Below are 13,469 nucleotides of genomic sequence, written 5' to 3'. Positions count from 1 at the left end.
CTTGCCGTATAACCAATCATCTTTCTATTTGAAAATTAGCCGAAATTTAGAACGCTGCGCAGCCGGACGCCGGATCGCCTCTTCCTAACAAAGACCTAAGAAAAACAAGGCTGCTGGAAATGTCACAATTGACTTCGGAATTAATGATGGAAGCCGCGCGCTGGTTGTTGTGGCGATATGGTCCTGCAAACGCGAACGGCAAGCGACCGAAGATACCTTGCAACGTCCGAACTGGACGCGCCTGCGACAATACCGATCCAGCGAATTGGGCGACCTATCAGGAAGCGGTTGCCGCCGTGCAGGGGGGCGACGGTTTGGGCTTCGCCTTGGGCGATGGCTGGCAGGGCATTGACGGCGACAGCGAAGAAGCCGCCGCGTTCCTGCGAGACAATGCGCCGGGGTATGTGGAAGAAAGCCCGAACGGTGGCATCCATGCTATCGGCTTTGGACCGTCCTTCCCCGCCCTTGCCAGCAACAACAGTGGGTATGAGGCTTACGCAGGCGGGCGATACTTCACCGTCACGACGAAGGGTATCCGCGACCCGCAGCCGACCGACCTTGCGCCCTTCGTTGCGCAGGCCATAGCGCCCCGCCACGCGGCAGGGAAGGCGTCACCGGCTGCACTCCCTACACGGGAACAGGCTGGCCCGCTGGACGCCGCGAAGCTGCGGGACTTGTGGAGCGCTGCGCCCTATGTCGATTGGGTCAGCTACGGCGGTTGGCAACGGCAGCTTTCCAGACTGAAACCGCTCGGGGATGATGGCCGCGAACTCGCAAGGCATCACTCCAAGCTACTGCCAAACTATCCCGGTGACGCTGAATTTGATCGCAAATGGCAGCACGATATTAGGTCCGATCATACTGGGCCGAATGCGCTGTTCAAGGAAGCCGAAGCGAACGGCTGGCAGAACCCAGGATACCGGCAAGATGTTCCGCGCGTAAACAACCCTATCGCCACGAACAATCCCTTTGCCGGGCAGGGGGGCGCAGTAGAATTCGCCGAAACACTGGATTTGACCGGGCTTCTTAGGATTGTCGAAACAACGCCCGAACGGCTGTTCACGACCACGTTCTTAACCCCTGTCGGCGAAGTCACCCTTCTGTCGGCTGACGGTGGCGTGGGTAAGACCATGTTCGCGCTGGCATGGGGCTTGTGTCTTGCTTTCGGCATATCGGCGCTATCACTCCAAATCCCTTCATCCATCCCTGTTCTGTTCGTAACCGCCGAAGATGCGGCAATTGAGTGCGGCAGGCGACTGAAAGCGATTGCCGCCGCGCTGAACCTGAATTTTTCCGGTGATTGGCTGATGGAAGGTTTCCGGCGTTTTCATCTTTGGGACATTGAAGGCGCAGCATTTTGGACCGAAACACGCGACAATCCTGCCGGGGTTTCAACCGCAGCCTTGGTCGAACTTGAACAGCGCATCGTCGCTACCGGGGCGAAGCAAGTATTCATTGACAACGCGTCGACGGTATTCCTTGCCGATCACAACGGGCTTGTTCCCGTCAATGCCTTTATCAGTGCACTTCGCGGAATAGCTGCCCGCACCGACTGCAACATTCTTCTTCTTGCGCACGTCAACGCCGAAACGGCGACAAAGGGCGGGGCAAAAACTTACAACGGTTCTGTTGCGTGGAATAACGGCGTTCGTTCGCGCATGTTTATGAAAATCGTTCCGGCCGAAGCCCATCTTCCCGAACATATCCTTGTCTCGCACGAAAAGGCAAACTTGGGGCCGAAGGCTGCGCCGTTTCGACTGCGACGGAATCCAGAAACTGGCATCCTTTCTTCATTCTCAAATTACGAAATTGCCGCAGCGATTGATGAAAGCCTGTCGTCGTTGGCCGAACAAGTTTTTGCTCATATTCAGGAAGCGCAGAGCCGGGGCGAACCAATCCGCGTTGCGACGCATGGGCCAAAGACGGCATATCATGGTTTGTCCGATATGTTCCCCCGCGAATATCCCGAAGGCAACAAGGAAGTGAAGGCGCGCGTGAAACTGGCGATAGCGAAACTTTCCGACGAAAAAAGGATTGTTAAGCGCAGCGACTATGACAAAAACCGCAATCCTTATGAGCGTTGGACGGTTCTGCCGCCTGACGACCCCCTGTATGGCCGGGGTGTATGATCGTGAGTTCGGAACTTACGAACTCGTAAGTTCAACTCATACCCCCCCCCCCTCGTGAGTTCTTACTCACAGGGGGTATGGGGGAACTCAGACGACGAAGATTACTCACGATGCGAACTGACGATCCCCCTGCCCGACAACCCTATAGCTTCGGGCAAAACGAAACCCGCCCATCCGGGTAGAACAACGCAAAAGGAACGATCATGACTAAAATCGATAACGATGCTGCTGACTACGGCGACTATGAGCATGTAATCCTCTGCCCCCATTGCGAATACAACTACCTTCATCACTTGCCGCCTGCGGTCTATTACGTTCGCGGCGAAGATGATCCAGTTGTTTCGGTTTGGGCCGGGTCAAAATCCAAGCATATGTTGAACCGGGATAGCGGCAACCCTTCGGCCCGGCGCGGTTCGGTCGAAATTGAATTCTGGTGTGAAGGTTGTCAAAAGCATTCGGTTCTTCAATTCGCTCAACACAAGGGCTGCACCTTCGTCAAGTGGGCGGCAGAAGGTCGGCAGCCGAAGCAAGCCGTTCTGATGGATGCCGAGGAATACGGGAAGTTGCTTCGTGATCGGCGGCGTCCGACGCGGGGGCGTTGGTAGTGCGGCGTCCGCTTGCCACCGCCATGCACCAATCTATGAGTGATACTATGAACCGATCTGCCCCGCCCCCCGGCACCTTCAATACCTTGCCTGACCAAATGGCCCCTGACCGGCCCACTGTTCTGCGGGGGGCGGATGGCCGTTTCCTAACGGGCAATACTGGCGGCGGCAGGCCGAAGGGATCGCGCAACCGGCTGACCGAACTGCTGATGACAGCGATTGCGGATGACTTCGCCACGCATGGGGCCGATGCCATAGCCCGGCTTCGTGCCGACGATCCGGCGAACTATCTGCGGATGGTCGCGGCGCTGGTCCCGCGAGAACTGATCCTGCAACGGGAATCGCAACCCGTTCCCGATTATGCCGAACTGTCCGATGAAGAAGCCTTTGTCCTGCTGGAAGCGGAATACCGTCGCAGGCGGCTGGAAGCTTCCATGAAATCCGTCGCCGCTTCCGTGAACGCTTGACTTGGCGAAGGTGCCATCCCGCGTTTTGACGCTGCGTCGGGTCATTCTTACTTCCGTTAGCCCTTCACGTGGCGTGGCTGAAATCTGTCAAAGCACAGAACGCACTGCAGCCTTTTAAGTGGAGCGGACGTCCGTGGTGGCGTTCGATCGCTGGCCTTGCCGTCTGACACATAGCGCCAGGATCCAGCTACCCCATAGGCTGGCCAAATGGTTTAAGCGAGGAAAGAAGTTGGCTGCGGGGTAAGCACAAGACTGAACTGGTGTTTGACCTCAATGAACTCGCTTGGCGCCATCGCCGTGGCGTGCTGGCGTGCTGGCGTGCTGACAGGTCGGGCAGCCTGGCGAGACTAACGGCGACGACCGCTGACGCAACCTGCTGCCGACGGCACGACAGCTTGGGGCGGGAAGCGGACGCTCGCTGCGTCAAGGGCGAGCGGCAACTAATCGCAGGAAGCGGACTTGAACATCTGCAGCATGAGAAGTCCCAGGAAGTTGGGTATCGGAAACTATGATCGACAAACCGTAGCTAACGCGGTCGACATGACCGGCACATTCCGGACGACAATTCTTAGCGCAACCGCTTCCTGAGTGCGCAAAAGATCGCCTTGGTTGGGGAGCGCGGAAAGTACGTTCTGGTCGAAATTGGGCGACTCCAATTAATCTCAATGCTAATTTAGATTGTGCACGCAGTTTTATAATGATCCGACGGCAGGCGACTAAGAGGGCGGCGCTCTAGAAAATCGACTGACCAAGGAGAATTGCGGCCACCGCGCCAGACAACCGACTTCATCGGAAATAGTTGCTCCCCAGAAAAAAAGACACCTCTTTCGAAATTTACAAAACGATCGGATTGATTAAAACTCCTGAAGCTCGAAGCTCTTCATGTCCCATAAAGAAAATTTATAGCCAGCGCCAATGCACCTTGTGTAATCTCCGGTATCGAAGGTTACAATCGGTATTCCTTTTTCAAATTCTCCAGTAGTTGATATCCTGTCGGCCAGGTCAACCAAGAAAGCATCAACATAGTCGATCCTGAAAGTTCTCATTATGTGGTGGGGCTCCGAAAATGCTTCACCTTCCTTTTCAAGGATGTGTGTGGCATTTATGTGCCTCCTCTGAGACGCCTCGGTGAACCAAGACATCACCTTCGCCGCATAAGGCTGGTCTCGGCGGCGACTTAAAAGCCCACTGCTCTCGATTAGTACGGGGTGCGTAAGTATCCAGACGAAATCGAAATCAGCGCTAAAAAACTCCTGCGCCTGGTCATGATGTTGATCGCGCTCATCAATCAGCCCGACGATGAAATTGCTATCCAGAAGCGCTACGTTCCGTGGCAGTGTTACGCTCGATGATGGGAGAAGGAATTGGAACGACATTAACCAATCTCAATACCATGCGCGGCAAGCGCTTTGACTAAGATATCATCGATTTCATCTTCTGCAATTTGAATTTCCGTCGAGCTTTCAGATTTAGTTGCACTGAGAACTTTGAGCGCAAGATCTCTAAGATGGTCACGCAACTCCCCCTCCTCAATTACCGAAGTGAGAATGGGAATTGATTCGATATGTCGCGGTTCGTACTTTCGAAAGTTTCCGCCAAACTGAGGAGTCGTTTTTGAGATTAACCTATCCACAGCGGAGCTATTCAAGTATGCCATCAAAGGTAAGAGAAAGTCCGGATCGAAGGGAGTGACGGCAGTGCCCCCAATAAGGAAAACTTGACCTCCAATATCAATTCCAAAGGACGGCCTCAGCGCAAGATCACGCATTACCAGTTTCGGCGCAGAAAGCCAGCCGATATTTCGTGGCCTAATTAGTTCATACCATCGCACGCCTCCAGATACGCTGGAGCGAGAAGATAGAAGGCCATGGTTCTCCTTCAAATATTCCCAAGTTTTCGGAAATTCTTCTGCGAGCTGCCCATCAGGTAGGCTCCGACCATCTCGGTATGGATACAGAATGAGCTTGGTGCTTCTAACCCTCGTGCTCCTTCTAATTTCGGCGCCGAAGATCACAGGATGTAGCAGTTCTGACTCAAGAAGGGCCTCTTCTCCCATGCCGTTGACAACCTGAGAGAGGTGCGTGCCATCAACTGCAACTGGCTCGAACAGGAACACATCGTTAGCCCCAGTCTTGATGCCTTGGTTCACCGTCGCGACTTCAGATAATGGAACCGCGAACTCACTCAATGCGATGCGTGCCTTTTCATCGGACGCTGAAAGAAGGAGCCAAGGGGACGAAGAGTTGGGTTGCTTTGCGTCATAAGCCAAAACAAAGCCGTTTCGCGACCAACGCTCACTATCTGCCTTAAGCAAAATTGATGAAATAAAATCAGCACTGATCGACTCCACCTCAACGACTCGGACATGGCTCTGCTTATCAGTGCCGTCAGAAAGCACCTGAGCTATGAGGCACATCACATATGCGGATACATCGCGAAATGGGCGGTTTGATCCGAAGTCGACGATTGTCTGAATGCTACAGCTCGAAATAAGTTCTGCACGTAATGTTTGCGCTGACGCGCTCTGCAGGATTCGGTTTGGCAGCACCAGCCCCAAAATTCCGCCAGGGGCAAGGACCTTTATAGCCTGCTCCGCGAAAAGATGGGAGAAGTCGAATCGGCCCTTTGCCGTTTTGAAGCGGTCAGAAAGGTCGTCTTTCTCTTCAACCAGCGAAGTTTTTAGGAATGGTGGATTGCCAAGAACAATGTCGTAAGGCTGATCCAGTTTCCCCCAAGTTTCGCTCCGCAACCCATCGGCGGAAATCACGATCTCCGACAAACTTGGAAGTGGCAGTGCGTCAGGTTCTTCTACCAGACGGTGCCAAAGCCTCAGTCGCGCGATCGACACCGCTTTCGGATCAATGTCTACACCTGCAATGAAGCGACCACCTATCAGAATTTTCGCCCATGGCTTTTGGGGGTCGCGGGCCTTCAGCAACTTCAAAACTTCGTCTATCGCCGCTACCAAGAAAGATCCCGAGCCGCAAGCGAAGTCTATGACCCGTGGCGGTTCGGTATTTTTGACTTTGTCGAAATACTCTCCGACGCACTTCGCCGCAATGTAGTCGTGCATGAATGGGGGCGTGTAGTAAGTTCCAGACTTCTTTCGAGCGCTATAGCGGGAAACTTCACGCTCAGGTGTGTTAAATAGTTCCATTTGAGACGGCGCAGATCCTGCTTCTAGAACTGTTGAGAGATATTTCTCATACGCAGTCCCGAGCACATCCGCCTCAATCCACGAAAAATCATACTCAATGTCTATTCCGGCGAGATGGGAAGGGCGATAAAGATCATTGATCACCCCAGCCAAGACGTGCTGCGGAATATCTTGAGCGAAATCTGTTGAAAAGAGATCACTGCCAATCCTGCTTCTGGCCTGATCGAAAAGCGAAATCCACTTGTCTCGATTTATCGAATCTGACCCCTGAATTACTTCGCGAAGAGAGGAAATTTTGGGGTCAAGTTTTCTATCCTCTACGGCCCTCAACACAAAAAGTTGCGAGTAAAGCGATTGAAGCTTCTCATCGATCGCGTCTGACTTCTTGCTGTACCGAAGCGCTTGATCACGCCACAGATCAAGGCGCCGAACGAGGCTATCGTCGATCGGCTCCAGAATCCTCGTAGGCTTATCTAGTCTATTTGCGAAAGTCTCAATCTTCTCTTCGATAACTTCTTCTGGAGTGAAGCAATTAAGAAGATCTTTATTATCTTCGACTTTATCCCAAGAAATCTCTGGGAAGGCCAGCCATTCGTGGCCAACCAGTCTGTGAGAGTTGAAAACTCGAATACCTGAATCTGAGGATAGAATCCCCCAATCCACACCGGAATGATAGCCGTACTTGGCAGCAGCCCAAAGAGGATCGACTCCATTCCTTTTTTCAACCGTCGCGAAAAGAGCGGCTGGCTTCCCAACCTGAAGGCCCCTCGCTAGATTCAGTTGTGCGCCATGGCTAGAAATTTTTCGAGCTTGAAGATCTTGGGTGCTCCAGCCAAGCGCAACAGCCAAAGAGGACCCATCAGAGGCCGCATTTTTGTGAAGCATGCTCATCACCAATTGGTATCTATTCTTCGCTATCGATCTCCTTGCCATAGCACGGAGGGCTGGGCAACTCGTCGTGAGGGGCGCATGTAGGGCAGCAGCCTTCAGTCTCCCGTGGCTCCTGCCGTGCGCGACGAGTTTGGCTCTGTGCAATCTGGTTTGGCGCGCCAACGTTGGTGGCAGTGGCTCTTCTTCATTCAGCGACACCAGAGCGGAAAGACGCGGGCAATCGAACTCACGCTTGAGGCGGGCCTTCGCTGTGCCCAACATGCCGGTGCGTACCGCGGTTCGTAGCGCCGGGCATGATTGTCTGCATCGGGTTGGCTACCGTATGAATGGCCGGAATTGGCAGGGAGCGGTCATCTGCTGCGGAGGGCGCGAACGGCAGGTATGGGCCGGGCGCCACGGCGCCCGCTGTCACGCGCGCCCTGCTGCTATGGGCCGTCTAGTCGTGTCTACGACACTCTTTCGGTATCGCCCTTTCCAGACCGATGGGAATGCCATGTCCGTATGCAAGCTCTCGGACATCAACGGCAATGATCTCCAACGTTGGCTGTTCTTGCGTGGTAAGAGCGAACTCAGTGACTCTTCCTGGCGGACACCCTCCGTGCGCTGGGTAGAGGAGCGCTAGTCGGTTGCAGTTGTAGCGGCTGGCATACGCGTTCATCTGGTACGCATCGTCACTCGATACGCCCGAGTTAGGCTTCCCGAGGTTTAGGCGCTTCCATTTTGCGTCGAAGATGGCGAGGGTCTGGTCTGCGCTCTGAATGCTAATATCAGGACGCAACTCGAAGCCCGCCGTGGCGAGGTTCTTTATCGGACCCTGCAAAGTGACCGTGACGGGATCACCGCCGCGCAAATGACATGAATGCCGTATGCGCATTCCGAGCACGGTCTCGAAGAGCTTTTCCATGTTGAATAGCAGCGCCGAACCAGCCGCATCGCCGGTTCGAACATCCGGATAGAGGCCTGATAGCAGCCAACGAGCTTTGGTAAACACTGGTTCCCAGTGCCGGATGGTCCGGTCAAGGCGGAGCGCCTCAATGTCTCGAGCCCTGACTCTGCGATCGGTCACCTCGTCAAAACGATGGAGGAACGTCGCCACCATAGTCCGGGCCCTTGGGCTTAGTGCGTGTACAAGAAGGATCCGAAAGACCGCCTTCAGTGCTTGATTGTAGTTGTTGTCAATGCTTCGTTCGTCGAAGCGACATAGCAGATGAGAGCGATCGAAGGCGTTCGTGCGCAGGTGCTTGGTCAACTCGAGTCGCCCGCGGATGGCGTTGAGGTTCTCTGCCCTGTCCGAGTACCGTGCGATTGCGCCGCCTCGGAGCGCTGTTTTTACCTGACTACAGAAGTCCTCAATGAAGACGTCGAGGAGGTGGCTGTGCTGTTGTCCGAGGCCAGCATCGCCAACCCGCTTCGACCCAAGTTCACCAACGCGCGCAAGCATGGCCACCAAGAGCCCCCGCATGTCTTCGCTGCTATCACTGCCCTGCTCTATCTTTGGAAGGATCTCGATTGCTAGCTGCTCAGTTTGCAAGACTCCGCAGAACGGCCCGAACTTCAATGACCGATGGCCCCATGCGAGGACACCGGGTGGCAAAAGTGCGGCGAGTCTCGCGATGCCTTCTGCCTCGAGCTCGCTGATCTCGCCGGCCGGACCGACGTTGACGCCCTGCCTCTCTCGGACGGTTAGGTGCCTCATTCCGGCGGCTCGTAGATCTTGCGGATTGCGTTCGGAGTGATCTCGTCTTCCCGAATGATCTCAAACGCTTCGCCGTCCCTGATTTCAGTCTGGTCGGCCTTTGGAAAGAGCATAGCGGCATTCTGTTTGTGCGCCCGGACCAATTGCAGCTTCTCCTCGACGGCCTGGTCGCCGAGTACGTAACGGATCTGACGCCAGTCGTCGTAGAATGCCTCTTGCAGAAACGGCAGTATCTCCCGCGCAAATACACGGCGCAGTTCGTCGAAGGACTTTACGTGGTAAAAATAGCTGTGGCCGAGAGTCTGATCGCGATGCAGCAGGCGGGACAGGCGCGCATTCATGGCCTGAAGAAGCTGACGCAAGTCGATTGTGTTGCCCTCATCGTCTTCGAACGATTCAAGTAGTTCCGGCTTTGGCGTGAGTTCCTCGAACCGGAACCGGCGCCGTAAGGCGCTGTCGAGCAGAGCGATTGAGCGGTCCGCGGTGTTCATAGTGCCGATTACGTCCACATTCGGGGGCACCCCAAAACGCTCGCCGGAGTAGGGGAGCGTCACTTCCAAGCCCTTGCAGTCCGCCGCGCGGTTGCCCGATGCATCTACGCGGATCCGCTTGTCCACCTCGACAAGCGTGATGAGCTCTCCGAAAATTTTGGCGACGTTTCCGCGATTGATCTCGTCGATGAACAGGGCGAACCGCTTATTCGGCGAGCGCCGGGCCCGATCGCAAAGCCGTTTCAACACCCCCGGCCGCACCTCATAGGTGACGGTGCCATTCTCCGTGACAGGGCGAATGCCCTCGACGAAGTCCTCGTATGCGTAGCTCTGATGGAACGTCACGAACTCAAAGCGATCACCGGCCACATCCCGATATAGCGGCAGGTAGTCGCTATTGAGTCGGTAGGTCTTTCCGGTGCCCGGCGGGCCGTAAAGAATGAGGTTCAGGGGCGGCGCGAGTTTCTGTGGAGATTCGCCCATAGACCCGGCGTCGTCTCTAGGCGTAGTAGCGTCCGATACGATACTTGGCAAAGCCTTCCATAGGCGCTCGAGGTTGCGAGCAGCCTTTGCCTTGATCTCGATGCCGGAAGACTGCGGGTTCCATTCCTGACCGGGCTCGCGGCTTTGCAGCTGTTCCAATGAGACAATCTCGTCTGACGTTGCATCGCGGACGGAATTGAATGCCACGTCTATGAAGCGCGTCGTCTCCCCGGCGTCGGACCGTGCCTGTTCCCAGTGCTCAGCTTCGTAGGGTGCGCGCGTGACCTTTCCGGCTGCCACGACGCCTTTCGGAGGGCTGCCGGTGCGGATCAGAAAGACGCGGTCACCCTCGCGCGGTTTGCTCGAGCCGCAACGCCATCGGTTGTCGGCCTTCTTCCCGCTGATCGTCGCGGCGCGGTCGGCGGCGAGTGTGTTCCAGGTCCATCTGGAGGGGTTCCAGCTGAGTAGCCAGTACTTCGTCTGGTCCTTCCATTGGGACGCGAACTCTTCCTGGTAGAAATCAATGTCCGCGCCGTGCTCCTCTTCAAGTCGGCGGCGCAGCTTGAGCAAGGCGCGGTCGATCTCGACGGTGCTCCATTTCTTGATCTCCTTCTCCGTTGTGTCTTCGAAGCCGGCGAGGATCAGGCGCTTATCGCCCTCGGAGCTGATCCGTTCGAACGTGTCGGGAAATAACAGGTGTGGCAAGACGTGGATCAGCTGCCTATGCCGCGCCTCCGGGAGGCCGCTTAGCCAACCAGAGAATGCCCACGGCTCTGACGCGATCCGTTCACGGTCGGCGGCATCGCGGGCTTTGAAATCGCGCAAGGCGCCGATGAGGAATACCAGTTCGCGCCAGCGGTGCGTGTTGTAAGCCGTCCCGGCGGAGCCGATGCTTTCAAGAACAGCGTCTTCCAGGAGAGAGTGAGACGCGTTCAAACCTTCTCCAGACCAGGACCAGATCTCCAGCACATTCTCGCGCTTCTTGGCTGCGCCGACGTTCGATGGGAAGAGCAGCGTTAGCCAAAGGCTCTCGGCCATCAGCTGGCGGCAATCAGGCGAGCCCTGCGAAAGCTGTACCTTTAATTTCGAGAGAAAATCACCTTCCCCAGCGTCAAGGTTCTTTACGAAGTGCTGATCCAATTCGTCAAGAAGGGGCGGTGTCCAAATCTCTTTCTCATCGGTGAAAACCGATAACCCCACTGAAAGCGCTGCATCGTGCCATTTTTGCGCGGCAGCGTAGATAGGGGCAACATGGTGATGTGGGTTGTATCGTGACACAGTAGAAGCCTCCTCAGCCGATCGGTAGGACTTCGACCCGCGCCTGTCCCTGACCAAAGCCTTTGTATCTTTAAGATTGATTTTCGACTAGCTATCTAAACCTCAGAGTTCGCTCCAATAAAATTTGGGCGTCAGGTTCTGGAATATGCGCTCTCCACTATTCATGCGGGTAGACCGGCCGCAACGTGCCGCGAGAGGTCGCGGTCCCATTGGGCGGAAACCGTCGTCCATTGCCCGAGCTCAAGCGCTCTGCACCTGCTAATCGTCAGAACCTGCGCGAAGGCCGAAGGCGATGGTGTGTGGCTGGCCAGAAAACACGGCTCATCGAGGCAGCGGGATTGGGGTGAGGTCTACCACGGGGTTGATGCCAAGACGCTGACGTGCAGTGCCAGCCAAATCACAGAGAGCTGGATCGACGATGCGCCAGTTATGCCCGACCTGCCGGACCGGATCCCAGGCGATCAGCCATTGGTGTGGCGACCGCTGATGGGGACTTGTAGCACGAGGGCCTGGCACTCTGTCATTGCAGCGCTGGGGCGCCTGGGCACCCTGCAAGGGGCGGCAACGGCTTACGGGGCGGACGAGTGGGTTTGGAGCAACATCCGGTCCATCATGCTCGTGCAGGTGGGGGGAGGCACGGGACGGCGGGGCAGCGAGACGGACGGCACATCCATACCGACGATGTGAGGGAGTGGCTGCTGTAACTGGGGCTGGATGACACGGAAGTTGCAATCAAGTCCGTCGAGCAAGCTGACTTGTGCGATCCCTAGAGCGATGACCTTCTGGCCTAAAGTGCCCGCTTGCGCGTGATCATTACCAAGGCCGCCCTCCAGGAGGGCTGCGATTGCACTTTTTCTTGTGTCTCGTGTTCCCTGCCGGCGGCATCGCACCTGTCAGCCGTAACGCAGCGTGAGTACTGGAGTGAGTTGTCGTGAGCACTCGACAGTTTGCAGCACGCCTTCACTGCATCCCTCCGTGGGTTCAAGGCGTTTGCTGTAGGTATTTGTTAGCGAATAGCGGTGAAATCCGGCCATCCCGCCAAGATATTGATTTAAGTGACAATATCTTGGGGGAATGGTGGGCGACCCTGGAATCGAACCAGGCGTGGGTCTCCCCGGCGGAGTTACAGTCCGCTGCCGCACCTTGCAGCACGTCGCCCGACGCTGCGGGGGGAATAGCCAACGGGGCGGGGGGCGTCAAGGGCCGAAACGATGCGAAAGTGGCGCCCGTCGCTTGAGTATTTGCGACAAGGTGATAGGGGCAGGGGGCGCGCGCCGTCCGGGGCGGCTTTGGCGCAAGCGGCAAGGGGCAAGACGATGAAGAAACCGACCTGGGTGATCGAGAAGGAACGCGCCAAGCGCGCCGCTGCGGCCGAGACCGTCTGGCTGTTCGGCCTGCATGCCGTGCGCGATGCGCTGCTGAACCCCGCGCGCGAGAAACTGCGCCTTCTGGTGACCAAGAACGCCGCCGACAAGCTGGCCGAGGCCATCGCCGAATCCGGCATGACCCCGGAAATGGAGGACGCCCGCAAGTTCTCGGCGCCGATCGCCGCTGATTCGGTGCACCAAGGTGCCGCGCTGGAGGTGAAGCCGCTCGACTGGGGCCGCTTCGACGACGTTTGCGCGGCCGGAAAAGGCGCGCCGGTCGTGGTGCTGCTGGACCGGGTGACCGACCCGCATAACGTGGGGGCCATCCTGCGCTCGGCCGAGGTGTTCGGCGCCCGCGCGGTGATCGCGCCGCGCCACCATGCCGCGCCCGAGACCGGGGCGCTGGCGAAGACGGCTTCGGGCGCGCTGGAGCGGCAGCCCTATCTGCGCGTGACCAACCTCGCCGAGGCCATGGAGCGGTTGAAAGCCATGGGATTCACGCTACTTGGCTTGGACGGGGAAAGTGAGACGACACTGGCCGAAGGCTTGGCCAATGCCGGAACCCGCCCCGTCGGACTGGTGCTGGGGGCCGAAGGGCCCGGCCTGCGCGAGAAGACCCGCGAGACCTGTGACGCACTGGTTCGGATCCCCTATCCGGGCGGCTTCGGCTCGCTCAACGTGTCCAACGCGGCGGCCGTTTCGCTGTATGCTGCAACCGCAGCGCGAGGCGTCTCTTAACGCTTGGCTTATCACGAAATTGCGACAGGGCTTTTTTTTCCGGGAAATGCGCTCATATTGTCACATGAAGCGTTGAGCTGGAACTCTCGCGTTTCCTCCACTGTCCCTCGTTCCCAACTGCGCCCGGCCGATGAGCCGGGCGCTTTTTCTTTGGCCTTGCCGCGCCA

8 protein-coding genes and 1 tRNA gene are annotated in these 13,469 nt (G+C 56.7%); 4 read left to right on the top strand and 5 right to left on the bottom strand.

What is annotated here, in order from left to right:
- Positions 1-119: 119 nt before the first annotated feature.
- From BCY78_RS20895 to BCY78_RS20890, 3 genes are all read left to right on the top strand, one after another.
- Positions 120-2,129, top strand: a complete 2,010-nt coding sequence (locus BCY78_RS20895) for an AAA family ATPase (RefSeq protein WP_139103254.1) — start codon at positions 120-122, stop codon at positions 2,127-2,129.
- Between the two features lie 203 nt (positions 2,130-2,332).
- The gene (locus BCY78_RS25360) at positions 2,333-2,734 is read left to right on the top strand and encodes a hypothetical protein (protein WP_139103253.1); all 402 of its coding nucleotides are present in this window, start codon (positions 2,333-2,335) and stop codon (positions 2,732-2,734) included.
- 98 nt (positions 2,735-2,832) lie between these two features.
- Positions 2,833-3,201, top strand: coding sequence for a hypothetical protein (locus BCY78_RS20890; protein ID WP_139103252.1), 369 nt, complete (start codon positions 2,833-2,835; stop codon positions 3,199-3,201).
- Positions 3,202-4,055: 854 nt separating this feature from the next.
- On the opposite strand, the gene BCY78_RS20885 is transcribed toward BCY78_RS20890, so the two are convergent.
- From BCY78_RS20885 to BCY78_RS20860, 5 genes are all read right to left on the bottom strand, one after another.
- Positions 4,056-4,577, bottom strand: coding sequence for a type II toxin-antitoxin system VapC family toxin (locus tag BCY78_RS20885; RefSeq protein ID WP_068305686.1), 522 nt, complete (start codon positions 4,575-4,577; stop codon positions 4,056-4,058).
- Complete coding sequence (locus BCY78_RS24850) at positions 4,577-7,249, bottom strand: N-6 DNA methylase (RefSeq protein ID WP_158515975.1); 2,673 nt, start codon at positions 7,247-7,249, stop codon at positions 4,577-4,579. The genes BCY78_RS20885 and BCY78_RS24850 overlap by 1 nt, the downstream gene beginning before the upstream one ends.
- A 436-nt stretch (positions 7,250-7,685) precedes the next feature.
- Positions 7,686-8,945: an McrC family protein gene (locus tag BCY78_RS20875; RefSeq protein ID WP_068305682.1), complete on the bottom strand. Its 1,260-nt coding sequence runs from the start codon at positions 8,943-8,945 to the stop codon at positions 7,686-7,688.
- Complete coding sequence (locus tag BCY78_RS20870) at positions 8,942-11,197, bottom strand: McrB family protein (protein ID WP_083195209.1); 2,256 nt, start codon at positions 11,195-11,197, stop codon at positions 8,942-8,944. Before BCY78_RS20870 ends, BCY78_RS20875 begins: the two co-directional genes overlap by 4 nt.
- A gap of 1,075 nt (positions 11,198-12,272) precedes the next feature.
- Positions 12,273-12,356, bottom strand: a tRNA-Tyr gene (locus tag BCY78_RS20860).
- A 157-nt stretch (positions 12,357-12,513) separates the two neighbouring features.
- Here BCY78_RS20860 and rlmB point away from each other — a divergent pair.
- Positions 12,514-13,302: a 23S rRNA (guanosine(2251)-2'-O)-methyltransferase RlmB gene (gene rlmB / locus BCY78_RS20855; RefSeq protein WP_068305679.1), complete on the top strand. Its 789-nt coding sequence runs from the start codon at positions 12,514-12,516 to the stop codon at positions 13,300-13,302.
- The last annotated feature ends 167 nt before the right edge of the window (positions 13,303-13,469 follow it).

It is taken from the genome of Pararhodobacter sp. CCB-MM2 (genome assembly GCF_001691415.1).
GTDB lineage: Bacteria > Pseudomonadota > Alphaproteobacteria > Rhodobacterales > Rhodobacteraceae > Pararhodobacter.
The sequence above is the reverse complement of the archived record's forward strand: the minus strand, read 5'-3'. Positions and strand labels throughout refer to the sequence as shown.